The following is a 20,346-nucleotide window of genomic DNA, read 5'->3' on the forward strand; positions in this document are numbered from 1 at the left end:
ACCATGCTGAATCCTATTCTCCCAACCAGCACTGGCGGCGGTACTGATCCCGAGCTGGAAGGCCGTGTCGACGCGCTTGAGCAAAAAACAGAGCAGACCGCTCACGATGTGACGTCGCTGTATGAAAACATCATCGCGCCGTTGTCCGACTCTGTTGGTGAGATCGACACAAAAGTCTACTCGCTCGAAAACGGTTTTGATGAGCTGAAAACTACTGTTGAGGCACACGAAAATAGCCTGGCTGACACCGAACGTTTTAAAGAGAGCGCAACGCTGCCATTTCAAGGTTTTTCTGTTTCATATTTGTACGGACAAGCTGGAAATTTTTTGAGTTGGCAGACACCACTATCGCGTTTCAATACCGCGCTGGGAACGGTCGTTTTTACAGCAAACGATGTTGAATGCTCTTTTGAAGTCACAGAAACCGACACAGTCAATGATGTTGTAAGCAAGTTTTACGACGCGGCGTCAGCTGCTGGATACTATACATATCCGAGCATGTTTTTAGGAAATCTGCGGTTCGAAGCTAGTCTCGGCTCTAGCTTGCGCTTCCCACAAACGTCTTGGCCAGCTCTCTGGTCAGTGCTCGGTGTGAGCGGACAAAGCGTTTATTCGAACGCAATTGAAGATCCTTTTACGTTGTCTCCGCAAAAAATGTTGCTGCAAAACTCTGGCGGCGAAAATGTTGATGATCGCTTTCAACGTTTGCAGACCGAGTTGGATATGCTCGACTATGTCAGCGGAAAGGTTGGGCCTGTAGATATTCTGCAAGATCCTCAGATTGGGCAGATTGCTTATATCTACAGCTCTGGAGAAGGTTATTATAATGGAGCTGAAGATTTATCATTCTATCTGATCGCTTCAGATACTATGGAAATGACCGTTAACGGTAATCTTATTACCGTAGTTGCAGGTGAAGACCTCAGTTTTTGGGGCATATTTAATGCCATTTCTAATTCTTTGCCGCATCCGTTGATGCTTGAATATTTTGGCGGTCAACTTCGTATCGTCGTGCAAGGCAATACTGATATCCAGATTATAAGCGGCAAAATCGCTCAACTGTTTGGCTTCATGAATTCCAGCGCAACGACGCGAGAATTTGAGCAGCTTCCGTACGGATTTAAAGCAACAGAAATACTACATGATTTGAACCGCACTTATCCGCTTTCAGTCGACGCAACGCTTGAACTCATGCGCAGTGAAATTCACAACTTGCAGAACGGCATAAATCATCTTTTACGTGAAGTTGCAGAACTGAAAAGCGGGGGTGCCTGATGTCTAAGCACCCGGCATTCAACGCCCTTGCACGAACCGCAAATAGGGTATTTCGTGAGCGCGGCCAGCACTTCTGGCACCAGCACGATGCTGACATCGCGCAGCCGATACAGCTGATTTTTAACGACGCCTACGCCGAAGTTGATGCAGCTGGCGTACGTGTTGAAGAAGCTCAGCCAACTGCTTTCGTACTCATTGAGGATGCATGCAGGCTAGCACCGGGGAGGGCATCTGGACCGTTAGATTTGATATTCAGCAACCGCGACGAACTTACAATATCTGGTGTCAGATACGGAATAGAATCTTGCAGGGGGGACGGTTACGCTCAGTTGGAGATTAAGCTTTCGAGAAAGAATTCTGGCTGATGGCGCATGTGAAGAGACAGGTGAGAGATGGGGTAAAGAACGTTTTGAAAACGCTTCCTGAACTCGCGTCTGTCCACTCAGTAAGCCGTACTTTCCGCTCTGCACAGCGTGATGAGTTTCCCATGGCTCTTATTGCCGTGTCGGAGACAATCGAGTTCGCTGACAAAAATCCGATCGGTTCCCGCCTCCTGCAGCGCAACATCAATATCGATGTGACTTTGGCCGTGCGAGACAGCGTCGAAGATGCCGAAGATATCCTCGACGATCTGTCTGTCTCGGTCGAAAAGGCCCTTTTAATGCCGTCCTCAATCGGTGCTGGAAAGCTCATGTTTTGGCGCTTCAACGGCTCTGGAGCAATGAACGGCGAGCCGACCGAAGACGGTTTAATAATCGTCCAACCTCTCAATTTCTCATGCGCGGTGATGACGAAAGACATCACGCCTGACGTCAACCTTCACCCTTAGTTTTTTTGGAGAACAAAATGGCAACATATGCTTTCGCACAGATCACAGACAAGCAGCGCATCAGCGGCGGACAGGTCGCTTTTAAGATCAAAGGCACGAACAAATATGTGTCACTTGGATCGTGCCCGACCGTCGAATTCACTCCTAATTTGACCGAGGTTGAAAGCTTCTCGGCCGAATTCGGTGACCGCCGCCTTATTGGTTCTTGGGCAGTAGGCAAGGACGGTACGATCAACCTGACTGTCGAGAGTTGGACAGAATTTTTGCACCAAGCTCTTTTCATGTCTGACAAGAAGTATGTCACGCAATCTGCTCTGGTGTCTGGAACACTGACGCTTGAGGACGTTGCGGTTGGCGACATCTTCCGTCTTGAAGGCCTGAATCCAACTATTACCGAGATCACCGATGGTGCGACTGGTGAATTAGTTGAAGACCAGCATTACACTGTACACCGCACGGGTTTTGTCGAAATCATCGCTCTGCCTGCTGGTTTTGGTACTGACGCTGTCGTCGAATATTCGCTGCCAGCAATAACCGAATCCGCAAAGCTGCTAGATCTTGGCGTCATGGCGACTTCAGGTGTTCGGGGCGAGCTGGTTATCCTTGGCGTCGTCGCTGACGGCATGCCAGGCGAAGAAGTCGAACAGACTTACTGGGATGTTGAACTTCGCCCGTCTGGTGCTGTGCCTTCCATCAACACTGAGAGCCTGAACCAAGCCACTTTGACTGGCCGTGTTTTTGCGACGTCGGGCAAGGGCAACGGCAAGTCATACGGGCAGATGCGCACCATTCCTAAAGCAGCTTAATTCCTCAACGGCGGGCCAGTTCTCGCCGCTAATTTTCTCTAGTTCATATTTAAGGAGCCAAAAATGAACGCATTAGTAAGACCAGACATCACGTCAATTGATGACCTTCTATCCGCCATCGACCATTCTTTTCAGACCGTGGAAATCCTCGGCAAACACACTCAGCTGCGCCCCGTGACGATTCTGGAATGCTTGAGATTAGTGAAGCGTTTTCCGAAGCTTATCGATCTTTTTGAACCAAAGCTGGATGTTGACGGCAACCTCCTGCCTGAAGAAATGCAGCCATCATTGATCGATGTTTTTATGGATTCTGGTGTCGAAGCTGCTGCCGCGTTCATTGCTTGTGCGAGCAGTAAGGAAGGCGACGCCGCTTTCGAAACGCTTATCATAACGAAACCTGATGATCTGACCCTTGGCCTTTTTTCTTCGGCCGTAAAAGTCACCCTAGGTGAAGGATCACTAGAAGATTTTTTTACGAAGATCGCGGGAGCGCTCAGCGGAATTCTGCCGAAAAAGTCAGGTTCCCCAGACCAAAACGCAAGGGCGGCCTGAATTTAACAGGCTCTTTTGTAGCGTTGGTGAAGGACGCGATTAGTTTTGAAAACATAACGGGAATTTCTGGCTTAAATCTTTCAGCGCGACAGTTGATGATGAGAATGAAAGTTCTCCGTCGTGATCAAAAACGCGAGCAAATACAGTTGGCAGAGGCGTTTCTGGTCGCTCAGCACGGCGATAAAAATGCATGGGAAGAATTTTGTAAAACATGAGCAATGTAACGCCAGAAATCAAAACAAAGTTCAGCTTAGGCGGTATGTCTGAGGCTGTTTCTGGCTTTCGCAAATTTCAGCAATCTGCTCGCGAAAATATGCAATCCATCCGACAGTCGGGTGCACGTGCACTCGAACCGTTTCAGAAAGATATTGCAAAGACCAAAAAGTCTCTGGCGACCCTGAAAGCAGCTTCCATGGCTGTTGGTGACGCAGGTTTCGGCGCGATCAAAAAAGGTGCTGACTCTGCTTTCAAAACAATCACCATCGGTGCTGCCAGTGCTGTAGCTGCTCTCACTACAGTGTCTGCAGCAGCTGTAAAAATGAGCAAGGACACGGCAAAAGAGTGGGACGATCTTTCTCGTCAGTCGCGCACGCTCGGCGTCAGCCCTGAAGACCTTTCGGTTCTCGGTTTTGCAGGTGCAAACGAGGGTGTACCTGGGGAAGAAATTGTTAAAGGCCTGAGTAAGATCGGGTCTGAATTTCTCGGTATCAGACAGAAAATCACCGAAGCGAACAATGAATTTTCGGCATTTAAAGACAATGCTCGTAAAGATGCAGTTTTCTCGCTGAGAGCTGGTAACGTAGATGGCCTGAAGTCGGCTGGCGAAGCCGTTGGGGCAGCTCGCATGTCATCTCTAGCTGGCGTGCAAGAGCGCCAAGCAACGCTTCGAAACTACATCCAAAGAGCCGAACCATACGAACGTCGCAACCTGCAGACTGCAGAATTTGTGCACCGTTTGCGCAAAGAGCTGGCAGAACTTGAGAAAGCCGAGCAGACACTGAAGAAGAGTTTTGGTCCAGTTGGTGAAGCCCTCTTTGGTCTCGAAAAATTTGGTCTTGACGTCGAGAAAGCTAGCAAGGGCGGCATGGAAGGCCTGCTTGCGCTTTCTGATGCTATGCAGAAAGTCGAGGACCCGACTCAGCGTCTGAGGTTCGCGATCCAACTTTTTGGCGATGACGCGGGCGCGAAAATGGCACCGTTGCTCGAAGGTGGCCGCTCAGCTATCGAAGCGTACCGCAAGGAACTTGAACGCCTCGGTGGCGTAGTTACCAAGAAAGACACAGAGATTGGGACGGCATATGCGACGTCAGCCGAAAATTTCCGCCGCTCTATAGCTGGTGTGCGAATGGCTGTGGCTCGTGAAGTTCTGCCGCTGTTGACCGAGAGCACGAACGCGATGACCGAGTTCATGGTTCGCTATCGTCAACAGATCGCGAGCATTCTGAAGGACGGTTTCGTCTACGCGAGGAACTTGGTCAGCGACATTATATCGGTGTTTCAGGGTAAGAGAACTGGCTTCAAAACGCCATGGCTCGATACGCTTTTTGACAAGCTGAAGAGCGCTCGGGCGTTCATTTCTGACATGTATTCGGAGCTGAAGAAGCTGTGGGACGGCGAAAAGAGCCGATTTGAATGGCTAAATTCGATCCGTGATGGACTTCAAACAGCAATAAAATTCGTGAAGGATTTGTATGCCGTTTTGCGCGGCCAGGACGCCAGTGAGTTCAAATGGCTCAATGATCTTCGCGACCAAGCCAAGGCTTTCGGCACGGATTTTATGGCTGCTCTGGAAATGGTGAAAACCATCCTTTCTTACATCCACAGCCTGCTGCAGCCCATCGCTGATTTGTTTGGAACAGACGTCACCACGATGTTGCTCTTCGTTGGCATGATGAAGTTCATTGGACTTTTTGGGGTCGCCACAACCGCTGTTGGTGTGCTTGCAAAAGCATTAGGTGGCCTCTTTGCAATGGGGGGCGGCGGAGCGCTGGCAAAAGGCATCGGCGCAATAGCAACGGCTGCTGGAGGAACTTCATTAGCTGGGGGAGCAGGCGCAGCCGCAGCAGGTATGTCACTCGGAGCAAAGGCTGGTGTGCTCGGTGTTGCCGCTGTCGGAGGAGGTTTGGCTGGCCATTGGCTCGGCACAAAAGCTTACGAGTGGAGTGGCATGCAGGCATCTGACGATGCCCGTTTCCAGCGTAACAGTGAGAACTGGAAAACAATCAATGATGCGAATTTTGAGAAAGATTTTGCTCGTTGGAACACCAAGCGCAAGGGCGATTATCTTCGTTCTCGCGGTGTGAACACACGGATGGGCCTGGAACAGGCTGGGATGATGCCCGGCGGCCTCATAGACGTTTGGTCGAGTGCAGGACTGCAAGCTCCTGATCCGAAAAAATATATGTCTGACCCTAACTTCAAGCCAATCGCAGCACGCGAAACCATAGAAATAAATCTTTCTGCAAACGGCAAGCAGCTCGGACAAGTGACAGCTGATCCGTTGAATGCACGGAAAATCAAGCAGGGCCTCTATTCAATGCAACAAAGTGGAGGGTATTGAGATGCCTGATTTTCCTATCACTACAGCTCTCGTATCCACCGATTTGGCTATCGGTTGGCAAACGGCTCTTGGCTTGACGACTGAGCTATCTCCGATTGAGGAAAGTGCCAGCATCGTGAGGTCGTGGAACGGCCGCGCTCGCAATCTAGCAGCCGAAGAATTCCAGCTATTCTCATGCACGATCTCATCATCTGAAGACATGCGGCCGCCAGCGCTTTCGAGCATGTGGCCAGGTGCAACGTTCACACTGGTTCCAACATCAGAGCTGGGCGATGTCATCCAGCCCGGTGCGACGTCGCGAACGCTTATTCGGAATCCCCATCCGGGGTCAGTTCGTTGTCTGACCAAGAATTTTGTTGCTGTTCCGTTCAGTGTGGCTGGTCGCGTGGTGACGCTTTCGGCACCAGCATCTGAGCCTGTAAGAATTTTTTACAGACCTATCCTCCGTCTGTTCGTGACCGAGCCGTGGACGGTGAGCACTCATGAACAGAACGCAGACGTCTCTTGGTCTTTGACTGCAGAAGAAGAGGGGGGGTGACGTCTGATGTTGTATTTAAGCTGGCTTACATCGTGGAATGCGCCTTTCAACCCAACTACGCATGCGCGGGAAGATGAGTTTTGCATTCGTGGATGCATCTACGAGCAGGAAGAGGGCGATATTATCGTTTCTGGATTCGAAGTCGAAATTCCGAATCCCGGACTGGGTTTGATTGGGCTTGGGCGCAATGAACGCTATGCCGTCCTTTCAGAGAAACTGACGTCTGATCCGACCGCAATAGAACTGGCTCGTGGCCGTGTGATTGCTGTGCCCTCTGAGCTTGGACAACAGACTTTGACACTTCGATTTCTGTGTCTTCCACCAGATGAGGACCTAGTTTTAAAGACCGCCGCTAACGCGCTGCGCACTGGCGAAGAAGACGGATATGATCCAGATGGGCCAATTCCTGCACGTCAAAAATTTGAGACTTATGACGGCCTTTTTCACCCTCGCGATGCCCGCGATGATCCCATGTCTGCACTAGCTGGACGCCCCGAATTCTGGCGCTGGGATCGGAAAACGCTGGCTATAGAACGCGTCAGCATGATCGAAGGCGACGTCGTTCATCAAGTCAACCAGTTTGGGTTTGAAGACACTCTCAGTGTGTCACTTCGCAATCCGCCTAGAAGCGCTACGCGCATGCGTCTGGTGGCGAGTTGGACTCAGGAAGCTAAGGGCGTGCAGACGTTTCCTGTCATTTCGGAACCAATCGACACCTACAGCTGGCAAGACCTTATACAGAGCCTTCCTCAACCCGGCACGCCTGTCGGTGAAAATACTGGCTGGCATGTAGCTGAATCCGAGATTACGTATGTGAATCCGCACGGTGTTGTCGACGAATTTGAAGTTGAGAGCGAGAAATATACGCTGAATGATCCCGATATTCTGACTGCAAAAGTTCTGCTGCAGCCAGCAACTGTGGGTGTCCAAGTCCGCCTCGGCTACGATTTTCAACAGCAGCGTGAAGACCATCTCATTGTTTATATGCCAGTCGCGCAACAAGAAATTTTGGGTGATGACAAAGTCGAAACTGTTGACGTGATCAACCTTGCAGCGCTGAATTTGGACCCCAATACACCGATTTGGGAGATGTACGACGAGTTCTCCGGTCATGAAAAATACTATTGGGAAGGCGATGAAGTCATTTTTAATGGCAGAAAATGGCGAGCCAGAGAATCCCACTACGCAACGACATTTTTTGATTATTCGAAATGGACGTCCATTGCTCGCAAAGGTGCGATAACACCTACGGCTGCGCGATATTTCGACACTAATCGCGGCGTCCGGAGCGTTCGTTACGCAATTCGCATGCTTCATCGTCGTGTTTTAGTGCGCGCTCGTTGTCTCGAAATTTCGTTCCAAGCCCCTTGGGAACTCGCTCGCACGATGACATGCCGTGACGCTTGCCGTGTTGAAAACAGGAAAATTGGCGAAGTGACCGCCAAGATTTCATCGGTCAAATTGGTTGCCGATGGAGGGAAAAGATATGCGGAAATCACTGTTTTGGCATGCCTCGGAGACGGTTCTGAACCGCCTGTTTCCGATGATCAGTACGACGAAGAGACGGGTGATGTGACATACTGGATGTCTTATCCAACCCCCTCAACACCCACCGTTTCTGGCCAGTTGCCGGGGAGAGTGCACACAGTCGACATCATAAATCCGTATGCTGATCAGAGAACGGCTGCACTCTATGAAGATGATCCAGTTGACGTCATTGAAAGGATGCCCACGCGCATCGAATTAGATGTCAGGCCTATACTTGAAGAAGACCTGTTAACGCGCCAACTGGCGGTGACTTGTTCACCGATTTGGCTGCCGCAGAACGCAGTTATCGGAAGTTAGGAATTGCGATGTCAGATATAGTCGTTGAAAATTCGGGTGAAATTTTTGCTGCTCTACAAGCCATGAGGTTGCAAGCTCAGGATCAGGCGAGGCGTGATCGCATGTCACAGCCTGCGAGGCCGTCTATACGCGATAGCAGTGCTCGACGTCGTGATAGCGTCAGCACTAAAATGACCATCGGGTCAGCCGAACGTTTTGATCTCGGTGCAGCGCTAGTTGATACGATTGTTGTTCGGAAACCTAAAGCAGTTTAAATTTACTCGGCTTTAGGGGGAATCGAGTTGAGTACGGCACCGGAAAAAATTGCGCTCATCATACATCCTGATGAGTTTTTTCGCATAGCTCTTCGACTCATTTTAAATCAAAAGCATGGAATAAGAGAAGTTGTGCAGAAGGCACGAACTGCGCAATTCCGGCCAATTTTTAGGACATATGGCGAGAGAATTGCCGTTGTTATTGTCGATGAAAAGTACGTTTCTCCTGAAAATGTAGCGCTTTTTTGCGACGAGTTTCCTAATCTAAATTTTGTTGTTGTGACGGATGGTGAAACAGAAACTGCTCCAGAGGCCTTCATGGCAGCGCATGCAAAAGCTTATATATCTCGTAAAGCTGGCGCAATTACCATGTCTCATGGCATCGGCCAGGCTATTGCAGGAAAAACGTTCAAACGACATCTACCGCTCACATTAACTGCAGAAGTTTCAGACAATGAAGCCGACGCCAGTGAAAATAATGATGAAGCTATTGAATATCGGCTTGAAAAATACGGGCTTTCTGCGCGTCAAATGGAAGTATGGAAATGCTTATCGCGAGGCCTGACTTCAAAGCTCATAGCTCGCGAAATACACATTGCTGAAGGCACCGTCAAAATTCATCTGAAGGCCCTTTATAAAAACTTGGGCGTAAAAAACGGGAGGGCTGCAGCGGCGCTTGGAGCGAAGATTTTTGGTTGATTCCGAAACTTAATCCCTTCGAAACATGTGATCTGTCAGATGCTATCATTTCCATCAACGTAGAACGAATTTCCTAGGATTTATTTCGGATTTGTCCCATATTGATACAACTTTTTTGGGGATGGGATATGGGCAAATTATTCTCTCTATGCAGTGCTATTTTATGCTTGTCGGCTTCTTCAGTGCACGCGCAATCGCCGTTTGATTCAGTAATAAATTCAATGGTTGGTACAACGGAAGTCGATGCACGCCCAGTGATGACGAATGGCAATCTCACTGGGTGTACATTAACATTCGATGCCGTTGCTAGAGATGACATCTATAGAAAAGGCAGGCCCATCAAGGTTTCTGGTTCTTTCGGTATTTTAACTGCTAGTGAAAAAGCAGCAGTCACGCTGAACGTTGTTGTGAATGAAATGTCACAAGGACAGAATTACAATATTGAATTCACACCGTATGCACCGAAGAGAGCTTACCTTGTCGGATCCGATTATTCACATAACTATGGTGCACTCGTAAATGCCGCTCCATCTGATGCTGATGGTGGGCTGTTTTCAATATTTAATCTTGAACCATCGATGAAAATAATGACCGCTGCCATCAGCGACCAAAAAATTATTATCGCATTTAATCAAGGCGATGGTGGAACCGATATACAGCTACCAGTTGATTTAACCGTTATCTCAACCGATTTCACAAACGGTAATCGCAATCACAGTATCAAACCAATTCAGGACTATGCGACATGCATTGCCGCTTTATCAGATGCCATTCAATAACTAAGCATCAAAGCTAGAATCTTGCAATCCTGCGTGTTCTCGTAAGCTCAACAAACTAGTTTACGAGAAGCGCTATTTATGTCCGTAGAATTCCCTTCTAAAGAACTCCTTGAAGTTATTCGCTCGCAAGCACGCATGGAAGAAAAGCTCGATTCATTTCTTAAAAATTCGACGTCCATGCAAGCGAAATTGACCGCTATCGAGACTGACGTTGCTGAGCTCAAATCTAAACGCCGTGAAGACAAAGCATTTTTAGCAGCCCTGTCGGCGGTTTTCGGCGTTGCGATGGCGTTTATTGTGCCTGCCGCACGAAAATTTTTTGGCATCTAAAGTATAGATTTTCGATAGGCATTTCAGCGGCTCGTCAACACATTGGTTTTTAACATATTGTTTTCATTATAAAAATTGCTTGTATTGATCGTTAATACAAGGCGACAATTTGCTTGTCACTGTTGAAGAAAGGAAAAAGACATGACAAGTAAACGTGAAACTCTGTTCGACACAGCAGCTCGCCATCTCGAAATAAAATATTGGAAAGTTCAAGAAGATTTTGAAGATGGACGCATCTCGGAAGACGAACAATTTGATAAATTAAATCAAATAAGTTTCAGAATTTCTGAAATTGTTCGATTGTTGAAGCAGGCATATGAAATGGGCATGACGGCTAAAGCTATCTCAGCTCATCTAGACGTCCCTCTGCACATCGCAAAATCAGTTTTTTCAGAAGCTAAAGAAGAAAAAGCAGAAAAAGACGGCTCTTCCGATGAGGAGCCAAATCTGTCAGCTAAGTCATCAAAAAAATCAATTGAAACTCACGTAGACAAAGAACTTTCCACGCAAATAGAAATAGAAAAATACATTGCCGAGCACGAGACAAATGAAGAAAAAGCGAAAGCTCTTTTTGAAATAAATTTCACTATACGCGAAGTAGCTGACAAAATCGGGCTGACATACTACGCAGCTCGAAAAATTAGGCTTTCCACATATAAGCCAGAAGATACACAAACTGTCGCTGAAGTCGTAGAAAAGCTATGGCCGACTGATACCCCAGACACAGCCTCTGACGACGAAAAGCCAGCAAAAAAGCAGAAGCCACGCATCTCCGAGCTGCCGACCATACAGGCAATGCTGGAGCCTGGAAAAGTGCATCGTTTTCTCATTTCATCTGCGCAGGATGACACCCCTGTTCATGCTGATTTCCTTAAAAATATGGAGGCTTATGCCGCATATCTGGGTGCTTCAATGTTGATCGGCGGCCACACGTATCAGCTCGGTTTATTCGATGATCATGCAGCCGACGCCAATGTTTATGCATCAGAGCTGCAGCCCTATCTCTGTCATGAGCGTGTCCAGTTGACCTCAGATGTCCTTTATCTTGGAAGCGCCAACATCTTGCCAACAACCGCCAATCCTTTGAATGGGTGGTTGACGCAGAATCATGGTGGATACGTTGTCGTTCCTCACAGCCGTATCGCGCTCCAGAGCATCCCACGATTGCAAGGGCAGGACCCTAAGTTTGCTATAAGCACGGGCACGGTTACAATGCCAAATTACACCGCTCGAGCGGCGGGTCAAAAGTCGATTTTCCATCACACCTACGGCTTCACTGTCGTTGAGATCGACGTGGATGGAGAGGTTTTCCTGCGGCCTGTTTCAGCAGCGGACGATGGTTCTTTCCAAGATCTAAATACGAGCGTTGAAAATGGCATCTGCTGTGGTGACAACCGTGTTCGTGCTATTACCTGGGGCGATATCCACCACGAACAGCTTGATCCGACTATTGCAGCGGCGTCGTTTGGATATGACACGAAAACCAAGGTGACGTTGGACAACATCAATATTCTGGATGGCCTTCAGCCAGAGGTTCAGTTCTTTCACGACACAATGGATTTTCGACGTCGAAATCATCACAATCTGCATGATCCGCATGTGATGGCTGTCGTGACTGCTGCTGGCTCCGAAAACGTGGAAAATGAGGTTCAGGAAGCGAGTGATTTCATTTCCGCGTGCACAAGAGACTGGTGTGTGACAGTGATGGTGGAGAGCAATCATGATAATGCTCTTAGTCGCTGGCTCAAGAATCCAGACGGTGCTGCAGACGTCCAAAATGCATACTACTGGCATGAACTGAATGCCGTGTGGCACAAAGCTATTCGTTCGGGAAATTCTTCGTTCAATGCTGTCGAATACGCGATGAGAAGGGCTGATCTTCCTGACAGTGTTGAATTTGTGGCTGCAGGGCAAGGGTACCAGGTGGACGATATCGAGTGCGGTTTGCATGGCGATCTTGGTATTAGCGGAAGTCGTGGTAGTCCGAACCAGTTCAAAAGATTTGGCGTCCGTACCAGCACAGGGCACACTCACACGCCATCGATCTCAGAAGGTGCTTACGTAGCAGGCGTCAGCGCTAAATTGGAGCAGGGATATAACAAAGGTCCGACGACTTGGGCGCATGCTCATATCGTCCAGTACCACAATGGTAAGCGCACTATTCTGTTGATGTCTGCAGATGGAAGGTGTCAGGCCATGGGCGACCGTCTGCAATTGGAGATGGCAGCTTAAATGCTGCCAATTCAATTACATACTGTTATTTAATATGATGAAATATCCCTGCAATTAGTGTATTTCACAATGACACATAAAGCTCTAGCGGTGGTAATGGCATTGTGAATAATATCATTGGCATTTTTGGTTCTCTTTTGTCGGCAGGATGGATTGGATATGAACTCCGCTCAAGCACTGAAATACCATTCGAACCACTAATCACTTTTTTGGCATCGCTGGGTGTATGGTTTTGGCCGCTTTTATCTAAAAGTAAGTCATCAAATAATGACCAGCTAGCTCTACATCCACATGATGTTCAGCTTGGAAATAGGATTCGTAATCTCTTTACAGTCAACTATAAACAATTCCTTCGTGATGGTGGGTTTTTATCAGTTTTCAGAATTGAGATGACTGATCCTATTTCTGATATTGCAGAGTGGAAAGGCGCAGAATATGAGTTCGAAAATGATATTTTGGATAATATAGCATTTGAAATTGTTAGGTTGTGCGATGAAATAGATTCTAAACTTTCAATATATTCTCATCCAATTGCAAATCCTAACACTACGGTTTTGATTTCCTCTATTGCATCTGATCGTGAAAGAGCAACGGATATGTATTCCAATGATACAGAAAGAAAGAGAGCTGAAATTAAAAGCCTATGTAAATCTTTACTTGATGAACTTGAGGAATTTGAAAAGAATTTTAGAAAACTTTCTCCAGAAAGCTATAAATTGCACTAATAATTTGCAACTTACATATTGATAGAACAAAATAGGAATATTAATCTAGAGTTCCTATTTTATGCGAAATATCAATACTTTAGTCGTCCATTGCACAGCGACCCCAGAGGGTCGCGATGTAGACGTTACCACAATCCGAAAATGGCATACCCGCGATAATGGGTGGAAAGACATCGGATATCATTTCGTCGTTTATCGCGACGGCAGCATCCACACAGGACGCCCAATCGAGCAAGTCGGAGCGCATGTAGCAGGGCATAATTCGGGTTCTATTGGAGTGACGTACGTCGGCGGTTGCGACGTCAACATGAAGCCGAAGGATACACGCACGCCAGCCCAGAAAACTGCGCTGCGCAAACTCCTCGGCGAACTGGTTTCCAAATACAAAATCACGACACTGGTCGGACATCGAGACTATGATCGCGGCAAAGCCTGTCCAAGTTTCGATGCTAAATCGGAATATGCAGATTTGTTGAAGGGGTCAAAATAATGCGCCCCATCTCACCGTATCCATACAAGCCAAAATCATATCAAAATATGCGGGAAACCCTCGCAAACGAGCTAGAAAGTGCTATCAGACGTCAGAAGCTTTCAGCTGCAGCTATTGCAACGCGATACCCTTCAGTTCGCGATTCCCACATCAAAAAAATTCTCAACGGATGCGGCTCTGATCTCGGCATTCGAATGCTTTTCGGCATCGCTGAAGCTGTTGGCGTCCATGCTCGGCTGGAGGTGTCAGCATGAGCACCGAGAAGGAAATCACACGCCGTTTTTCCAAAAAGATCACAATCGCGAGTTTGGCATCGTTCTTTGGAATTGCTGGTGTTGGCTTGTTGGTTGGGAATCCTCAGACTGCTGCCATCATCGGCGAACTTGGCCCCTGGGTAGTAGCGTTGCTGGCCATTTACATGGGCATCGGGCACCTCGATTTCCGTACTTCGAAGGGCATCCCCAGTTGGTTTTCGGACATCCTCGCGCTTGCGTTCACCAGACGTCGAGCTGAGATGCCTGAGGCTAAGACGGAGGGGGAATAATGCCGATCCTTCCCAATATCCGTCTCGCGCTCACCATAGCAACTGGCGTCACAATCCTTGGCGGCTGGCTCTACATCGGCATGCTGAAATCTCAAATCGAGCAAAAAGACGCCGAGTTAGCTGCTGCAAACGCAGCTTTTCAGACTGCCGTCGACACCGCAAATTCGAATGCCGAAGCTGTCAAAAATGCGGATGCCGAGCATAAGCGCACGCTTGATCTTTTGAACCAGGTCCAGACGTCGCTCTCAGAAACCGCTTTCCTGAATCGTGAATTGGAGCGCGAGCTAGCCGCTACGCCAGCAGAAATGGATGGACCAGTCGCTCCAGTTCTTGAGCAACTCCGAAAGCGCAAGTTTGCAGGAGATGCCCAATGATCAGGATAACATCGACAATAGCTCTCGCGATACTGATTTCGGGGTGCGTTCATAAAAGTGATCCGAAGGTCATCACGAAGATAGAAACGCGTGAAATGGCGGTGCCTGAAGCTTTATTGATATGCATGCCGGAACCTGAAGCACGCGAAGTCTGGGAGAGCCAGAAGGACGTCGCGCTTTATTTAGTACGGGTGTCAGAAGCTGGGGAGGATTGCAGGCAGAAGTTGGGTGGAGTGAAGCGGCTATTGGGAGAAAATCAGCAATAGAAAAAGACCTCGGAATTCTTCCTGAGGCCTCCTTTCTCTTTAGATTTTGACTGGATTTACCAAAGAATTTTCAGCTCGCCTTCCTCGAAGTTTTTGCGATCTTCATCGTCCGAGCACTGTGAGAGCATCTCAGCTCGTACGCTTTCCAGAGCGGCCTGAGCTTCAGCAAGCGTATCGTACGATCCGCCGTCCATGAAACCGCCGTGAAACCCCTTATTTTCAGACCATTCAATCTTCACTGGATTTTCCGCGAGCCAGCTGTTGAGGGCATCTTTGATGACATCGAGGTTAAGATAGCTATGGTTGCAGCCCAGATGGCTGTCTGATGATGTCAGTGAGTTGTGATCATCAACTTCGAGCCACTCGCATGATTTTTCACCGCCGAGATTGAAAACAAGGGCCGCAGTGCCGTCGACAAAATCACGACGGATGTCAGTCACTTTATGAGCAGCCTCATCCTTCAAATCCTCCAGCCTTGACTCAATGTCTTCGATAGCACTCTCGGGATTTTTCAGCATGTAAGCGAGAACGCGGGCATCTTCGGTTCCGCCAGGCGAATGCTGCACTTCTTGATAACCGTTGTCGTTGTCGTCCCAGACAACGGTTGCACAACCGCACGAACTGTTGATTTCGTAGCGGTCACTGTTGAGAGCCTTTTGGCCTTCTTCTGAAAGCCAAACGACGAGGGAACCTTCTTTTTCGAAGCGGTCTACAGAAGCGATGTAAGAGTGAGTAGTAGTCATTTGTCTTTTCCTTTCATGAGCGTGTTGATTAATTTTTCGTGCTCATGAAATAAAGATGACGTGTATTGACGGTTAATACAATATCGACAAAATAACTGTTTTGCGGTATAAAACAAAGTATGTTTACAATATAAGATTTATACTGATAAAAATAATTAAACCGATGTCAAAAATAAAAACTTCGACATCGGTTTTTTTATAGTATTCGGCATTTAAGCTGCTTTTTTATTTTCGCCGATGATTTTTTCAAGGCGTTCGCATTGGGATGATATTGGCTCCAGTCCCCAGCTCGCCGTGACAAATCCGATGCGCCCAATATTATAATCGCTTAAATTCGTTGCGCGCATAATCTGTTCGCGGGTAGCTTCACGAGCAGCAGAAAACCATCTCAAAGTTAATTTCGAGGCTTCAACCGCTCTTGAGTTATCGCGAGAGTTATCCGGATGTGCGACGATTGTATGTCCGCTTAAGCCAGAAAGATATACAGCCGCGAGATATGAGTACGTTCGTTGTCCATCCACGGACCATTCATCGCGCTTCATGAAATCGGGGAGATAGAACTCTTCTGGATCGCGAAAGAATTTTACCGCATCTTCGCGACGGAGCAAATCCAGTTGAGACGCAGGAATTCGCCTGAAGCCTTTGCTATCCGTTTTATGTCCGTATTGATAAAATGTTGACCGAGAGATACCGAGAAGCGAAGTAAAGTCTTCTGTAGTCCATCCCTTTTTCGACAAATTCCACTTAATATGAAGAAAATTGTCCCGGATTTTTTCAGAAGAGTCGTAATCAAGATGAGTTGGAAATGGATTCACCGAGTTTTTGTTGACTGAGCGTGGCTTATATAAAGTTCTCATTTTGTTCTCCTTAAAATTATGGTTGTTAGCTGAAGTCATCGAAGTCGTCGCGAAGATGCAGTACGCCCCCACGCAAGCCTGCGAGCAGATGCCGAGACGCAGCTTTTGCAACATGATCCAAGTCGATCATGTCATGAAATTCGACGTCTGAAATTTTGATAAGATCTTCGTCGTCGGCGAAAACAACGAAGCGATACACGCGCTCAGCAGCCGTTTTCCAGTCATCGACCAGGAGCTTCAGTGTGCGACCGTTGCGGCATTCCAACTTCGCGAAGTGAAAGCCGTATCCTAGATCTTTGACGACAACAAAAGTTGTCAAATCGGCTACGTACGCGCGAAATTTCACGATACCCCAGCCAATATCTGCTGGCTCCGATAAGTATTTTTCAAAAGTAAAATCCATCATTTTTGTCTCCTGTTTTAGCGCAAAAATACGCTCACAGAAGATTATCCGTCGTATTGATGATCAATACAACGATGACGAAATAAGTATTATGTGGTATACTAAATTATAGTCTATTTTCGAGAGCTTCGACTAGCTTTGAAAGTTGCATATTCTTTTTAGTGATTGTTTTCTGGCTTTCATCGAATGCATTTTTCATTGCTGCAGCATTGAACGTCTGCTTCTCTAGCTCTGCACGCAGTGTGTCGATCAGTGCCGCTTGATACGCGATCTGCTCTTCATAGTGTGCACGCAATCGGTCCAGCTCTTGTTCTTCGCGGGCTGCACGTACCGCAGCCATCCCGTTCTCATGGCATTGCATTGCACCAGCCGTCAGAAAAGCGATAGTCGCCGAAGCTCCGTAAATAATGTTTTCTCCATCATTTGACATAGCTGATCTCCCTTACTGAAAAGATAGCTATCAGAATCTGAAAGCGTTGTCCGGAGCAAAGTTAACTTTTTTAAAAGAATGTTTTGTGGACGTAACTAAGATAAACGGGTTTTCTGTCAACTTATTGTAAGTATTCATCAATTTGCGCCGACGAAAATATGCATGCACGATTTCTTTCTACTCACTATTAGAAAGGGAAACGACATGGATACTTACAACGGAAGAATTGGTATTGTAAAAACGAGAAATGTGAATCCGCATGGAAGAAAGCAGACATTGGCTTCGGCAAGGATACACGTTTCTCCAGATGCTCTTGCATCGATAAACTTGAAAGCTGGCGATAAATATTCGGTACGGTGCGGCACTCAAGATCGAGATATAGAGATCGTAAAAACGACAAACGGCAGTTCAAAAGTCTTGGCAGGCGCTGAAAGTGTTAGGTTTCAGTACGTTCATTTTCTGGACTTTAACGGTGCAAACTGCCGTATCGCCGCCCAAAATACTGATTTAACCGACATCACTTTTACACGCGTAGACGACAAACTAATTTTCACGCTGCCTGAATCTGTTATCCGCACGCATAGTCAGCTTGTAGCTCAGCAGCGATCTCTTGAGAAAGCAGCTAGAAAGTCCGTGTTCGCAGACAAAGACTGGCGCGACGTCATACGTGGAAAAACGGGGGCAGCGGCAGCTATCGCTTTAGAAGCACATCGCTACGATCTGAAAGAAAGTCCTATAGCAACAGAAGAAATGGTGGGCTTGCTGCGTGAGGAGGGGCATCGTGTAGCGCCTATAAATGGACGTCTGTGGCATCTGGATGGCTGGACGGTTACTCTGAGCGACTTGCTCGATCTAGCGAGAAAATATCAGGATGATTTGGTCCTGGTCGCTGGGTAAAAGAAGTCAACATTCAGATTTGTTTGAGGCCGCCCCGGCGGCCTTTTTGTTAATCATTTTCGACTTCGCGTCACTCGATGTCACTTATAGGTGACAAACTCAAATCATCGCAATTTTTCCTAACTTGAAGTGATTTGCAGGCAATACGAATGCCTATTTTGAAATTCAGGCCGACGTCGCATTCTTTTATGATGCTCTGAGCATATAAGAACATATGTCATGTGCGGCATAAAAGGGGAGGCGAATATGAAAATTCCGATGCCAGAATCAGAGAGAGACGTGTTCGGCGACGAAATTATCCGGCCAGTGGTGTCGAGCAACGACGGTTTTGAAATGGTTGTCGACAATTTTGATGTGTGGGCGGCTTACACGAAAGAGTTTGAACGCAAGCGCGACGCTGCGATGCTGGAACGCGGTGAGATAAGTCAGGCTGACTTACGTAAGAAGAATGGCATGCTTTCGAGAAGAGTTCTGGCGAAAGCTCGAATCGTCGTGTGAGGAAGCTGCAAGCGGATATATTGGCATTGGATAAGAGAAAAGGCCTGAACAGGTTCTCCATGATCCAAGCCTTCCATTGCTTTCCAAGCGCCCAATACACGCCAAAGCCTACGGTCTGAAAACAATCTGGAGACCGCCTGACCCAATTATGGCCACCGGCGCGAAAATAAACAAGCAATGCTTTTGGTGGCGGTTTCGGTGGCGGTAAAAACAAAGGCCGCCAAAGCGACCTGTAAACCATTGATTTCATTAAGATAAATGGTGGGCGATGAGAGACTCGAACTCCCGACATCTTCGGTGTAAACGAAGCGCTCTACCAACTGAGCTAATCGCCCGACTGTTCACCAGTCGTATGGAAGCCGTTTAGGCAATCTGTGCGTCAAGCGCAAGTGTAAAATTCACTAAGCAGCAGTGTTTTTCAAACTATGGGTCAATGCGCCATCAGCTTGACTTGCCGACAACGTTGCTGAGCGGTGAGGCGTGATTATCCGAGAAGCCGCGGTAGCGCTGATGGCTTCTGGTCAAATGAGCCTGCATCGCTTCGCGTGCCTGAGTGGCATCGCCTGCACTGATCGCTTCGCAGATTGCGCGATGTTCGGCCACTGTATTACGGATGTAATCCGTTGTGATAAGCGAAGGGTTGAGATCGCGGGAAAAGGCTGGCCGCGGCAGGATTTTCAGGCTCATCACGCTAAAAAATTCGATGAAAGCCAAATTGTTTGTAGCCTCTGTAATGGCGCTGTGAAAAATGAAATCGAGTTCGTCCAGCGCATCATCATTGTCGATCGAGGTCTCGAATTGTTTAAGAGCGTCCCACATGTTGGCCTCTTGCGCCCAGGAGCGGCGTTGAGCGGCAAGGCCTGCGGCGTGCACCTCGAAGGCCATGCGTAACTCGAGAAGATCCATGAAGGGGAGTGACAGGTTTGCCAGCGGCTCCAGCATTGAAGTCGCGTCTGGAGGGAGGGTAGCCTTGCTCGAATCGCGGATGAAAATTCCAACGCCATGTCTGGCTTCCAGCAATCCTTCAGAACGCAATGCTGCGATTGCTTCACGGATTACGGTTCGGCTCACGTCAAGATGATCACCCAATTCGGCAAGCGTTGGTAGCTTGTCACCGGTCTCCAACGTCCCGTCCGCGATCAATGTCCTCAGGTTTTCTATTGTTCTTGCGGTCAGTGTTTTCAATGTGAGCCTATCTCAATCATCCAAATCCTTGTGAACTTAATACGCAATTACGTTTCGATTAACAAGATAATACCTTTTTATTAGAGATAGTATCTCTTGAAAAATGCATTTGATTTTTAAAAAACAGAAAGGTTGATCATGGGGTTTTCTCGATGAGCTCACTGCGTGATTGAATTAAATCCCACTTCTAAAAGCTGTGTTTTTTCAGGATATAATTTGCTTTCCTGTTGATGAT

General features: G+C 47.6%; 24 protein-coding genes and 1 tRNA gene. 19 read left to right on the forward strand and 6 right to left on the reverse strand.

Translation table 11 applies throughout. The features are described from left to right. The first annotated feature begins 3 nt into the window (after nucleotides 1-3). From AAIB41_RS02555 to AAIB41_RS02635, 17 genes are all read left to right on the forward strand, one after another. Nucleotides 4-1,275, forward strand: a complete 1,272-nt coding sequence (locus AAIB41_RS02555; RefSeq protein ID WP_343314045.1) for a hypothetical protein — start codon at nucleotides 4-6, stop codon at nucleotides 1,273-1,275. Then, nucleotides 1,275-1,640 carry a hypothetical protein gene (locus AAIB41_RS02560; protein ID WP_343314046.1) on the forward strand — a complete coding sequence of 122 codons (366 nt, stop codon included), beginning with the start codon at nucleotides 1,275-1,277 and terminating at the stop codon, nucleotides 1,638-1,640. Before AAIB41_RS02555 ends, AAIB41_RS02560 begins: the two co-directional genes overlap by 1 nt. Further along, nucleotides 1,640-2,104, forward strand: a complete 465-nt coding sequence (locus tag AAIB41_RS02565) for a hypothetical protein (RefSeq protein WP_343314047.1) — start codon at nucleotides 1,640-1,642, stop codon at nucleotides 2,102-2,104. The genes AAIB41_RS02560 and AAIB41_RS02565 overlap by 1 nt, the downstream gene beginning before the upstream one ends. 17 nt (nucleotides 2,105-2,121) lie before the next feature. Then, on the forward strand, nucleotides 2,122-2,910 hold the full coding sequence (locus tag AAIB41_RS02570; protein ID WP_343314048.1) for a hypothetical protein: 789 nt from the start codon (nucleotides 2,122-2,124) through the stop codon (nucleotides 2,908-2,910). A gap of 63 nt (nucleotides 2,911-2,973) precedes the next feature. Beyond that, a complete protein-coding gene (locus AAIB41_RS02575; protein WP_343314049.1) occupies nucleotides 2,974-3,462 on the forward strand; it encodes a hypothetical protein in 489 nt (162 codons plus the stop codon). 26 nt (nucleotides 3,463-3,488) lie between these two features. Then, nucleotides 3,489-3,677 (forward strand): hypothetical protein, encoded by a 189-nt coding sequence (locus AAIB41_RS02580; protein WP_343314050.1) that lies wholly within the window; start codon nucleotides 3,489-3,491, stop codon nucleotides 3,675-3,677. Next, a complete protein-coding gene (locus AAIB41_RS02585; protein ID WP_343314051.1) occupies nucleotides 3,674-6,022 on the forward strand; it encodes a hypothetical protein in 2,349 nt (782 codons plus the stop codon). Before AAIB41_RS02580 ends, AAIB41_RS02585 begins: the two co-directional genes overlap by 4 nt. A 544-nt stretch (nucleotides 6,023-6,566) precedes the next feature. After that, nucleotides 6,567-8,405 carry a hypothetical protein gene (locus tag AAIB41_RS02590; protein ID WP_343314052.1) on the forward strand — a complete coding sequence of 613 codons (1,839 nt, stop codon included), beginning with the start codon at nucleotides 6,567-6,569 and terminating at the stop codon, nucleotides 8,403-8,405. A gap of 281 nt (nucleotides 8,406-8,686) precedes the next feature. After that, nucleotides 8,687-9,358, forward strand: a complete 672-nt coding sequence (locus AAIB41_RS02595) for a response regulator transcription factor (RefSeq protein WP_343314053.1) — start codon at nucleotides 8,687-8,689, stop codon at nucleotides 9,356-9,358. 128 nt (nucleotides 9,359-9,486) lie between these two features. Continuing rightward, on the forward strand, nucleotides 9,487-10,137 hold the full coding sequence (locus AAIB41_RS02600; RefSeq protein ID WP_343314054.1) for a hypothetical protein: 651 nt from the start codon (nucleotides 9,487-9,489) through the stop codon (nucleotides 10,135-10,137). A gap of 78 nt (nucleotides 10,138-10,215) precedes the next feature. Beyond that, the gene (locus AAIB41_RS02605) at nucleotides 10,216-10,467 is read left to right on the forward strand and encodes a hypothetical protein (RefSeq protein ID WP_343314055.1); all 252 of its coding nucleotides are present in this window, start codon (nucleotides 10,216-10,218) and stop codon (nucleotides 10,465-10,467) included. A gap of 141 nt (nucleotides 10,468-10,608) precedes the next feature. Continuing rightward, nucleotides 10,609-12,699, forward strand: a complete 2,091-nt coding sequence (locus AAIB41_RS02610) for a hypothetical protein (RefSeq protein WP_343314056.1) — start codon at nucleotides 10,609-10,611, stop codon at nucleotides 12,697-12,699. A gap of 104 nt (nucleotides 12,700-12,803) precedes the next feature. Next, nucleotides 12,804-13,424, forward strand: a complete 621-nt coding sequence (locus AAIB41_RS02615) for a hypothetical protein (RefSeq protein WP_343314057.1) — start codon at nucleotides 12,804-12,806, stop codon at nucleotides 13,422-13,424. A 61-nt stretch (nucleotides 13,425-13,485) separates the two neighbouring features. Next, complete coding sequence (locus AAIB41_RS02620; RefSeq protein ID WP_343314058.1) at nucleotides 13,486-13,914, forward strand: N-acetylmuramoyl-L-alanine amidase; 429 nt, start codon at nucleotides 13,486-13,488, stop codon at nucleotides 13,912-13,914. Between the two features lie 250 nt (nucleotides 13,915-14,164). Continuing rightward, nucleotides 14,165-14,458, forward strand: a complete 294-nt coding sequence (locus AAIB41_RS02625) for a hypothetical protein (protein WP_343314059.1) — start codon at nucleotides 14,165-14,167, stop codon at nucleotides 14,456-14,458. Continuing rightward, nucleotides 14,458-14,832, forward strand: coding sequence for a hypothetical protein (locus tag AAIB41_RS02630; RefSeq protein WP_343314060.1), 375 nt, complete (start codon nucleotides 14,458-14,460; stop codon nucleotides 14,830-14,832). The genes AAIB41_RS02625 and AAIB41_RS02630 overlap by 1 nt, the downstream gene beginning before the upstream one ends. Further along, nucleotides 14,829-15,098 carry a hypothetical protein gene (locus AAIB41_RS02635; RefSeq protein WP_343314061.1) on the forward strand — a complete coding sequence of 90 codons (270 nt, stop codon included), beginning with the start codon at nucleotides 14,829-14,831 and terminating at the stop codon, nucleotides 15,096-15,098. The genes AAIB41_RS02630 and AAIB41_RS02635 overlap by 4 nt, the downstream gene beginning before the upstream one ends. A 56-nt stretch (nucleotides 15,099-15,154) precedes the next feature. Here AAIB41_RS02635 and AAIB41_RS02640 read toward each other — a convergent pair whose 3' ends face one another. The 4 genes from AAIB41_RS02640 to AAIB41_RS02655 form a co-directional block, all read right to left on the reverse strand. Then, a complete protein-coding gene (locus AAIB41_RS02640; protein WP_343314062.1) occupies nucleotides 15,155-15,841 on the reverse strand; it encodes a hypothetical protein in 687 nt (228 codons plus the stop codon). 212 nt (nucleotides 15,842-16,053) lie between these two features. Continuing rightward, nucleotides 16,054-16,698, reverse strand: a complete 645-nt coding sequence (locus AAIB41_RS02645) for a hypothetical protein (protein WP_343314063.1) — start codon at nucleotides 16,696-16,698, stop codon at nucleotides 16,054-16,056. A 25-nt stretch (nucleotides 16,699-16,723) separates the two neighbouring features. After that, nucleotides 16,724-17,104, reverse strand: a complete 381-nt coding sequence (locus AAIB41_RS02650; protein ID WP_343314064.1) for a hypothetical protein — start codon at nucleotides 17,102-17,104, stop codon at nucleotides 16,724-16,726. Nucleotides 17,105-17,207: 103 nt separating this feature from the next. After that, complete coding sequence (locus AAIB41_RS02655) at nucleotides 17,208-17,531, reverse strand: hypothetical protein (protein ID WP_343314065.1); 324 nt, start codon at nucleotides 17,529-17,531, stop codon at nucleotides 17,208-17,210. 204 nt (nucleotides 17,532-17,735) lie between these two features. On the opposite strand from AAIB41_RS02655, the gene AAIB41_RS02660 reads away from it, so the two are divergent. Together AAIB41_RS02660 and AAIB41_RS02665 are read left to right on the forward strand one after the other, a co-directional pair. Beyond that, nucleotides 17,736-18,428, forward strand: coding sequence for a hypothetical protein (locus AAIB41_RS02660; protein ID WP_343314066.1), 693 nt, complete (start codon nucleotides 17,736-17,738; stop codon nucleotides 18,426-18,428). Nucleotides 18,429-18,674: 246 nt separating this feature from the next. Beyond that, a complete protein-coding gene (locus tag AAIB41_RS02665; protein ID WP_343314067.1) occupies nucleotides 18,675-18,926 on the forward strand; it encodes a hypothetical protein in 252 nt (83 codons plus the stop codon). A gap of 259 nt (nucleotides 18,927-19,185) precedes the next feature. On the opposite strand, the gene AAIB41_RS02670 is transcribed toward AAIB41_RS02665, so the two are convergent. Together AAIB41_RS02670 and AAIB41_RS02675 are read right to left on the reverse strand one after the other, a co-directional pair. Continuing rightward, nucleotides 19,186-19,261: transfer RNA gene (locus AAIB41_RS02670), tRNA-Val, on the reverse strand. 106 nt (nucleotides 19,262-19,367) lie between these two features. Beyond that, the gene (locus tag AAIB41_RS02675) at nucleotides 19,368-20,111 is read right to left on the reverse strand and encodes a FadR/GntR family transcriptional regulator (protein ID WP_343314068.1); all 744 of its coding nucleotides are present in this window, start codon (nucleotides 20,109-20,111) and stop codon (nucleotides 19,368-19,370) included. Between the last annotated feature and the right edge of the window lie 235 nt (nucleotides 20,112-20,346).

The sequence above is a fragment of the Brucella sp. BE17 genome (assembly GCF_039545455.1).
Taxonomy (GTDB): domain Bacteria; phylum Pseudomonadota; class Alphaproteobacteria; order Rhizobiales; family Rhizobiaceae; genus Brucella.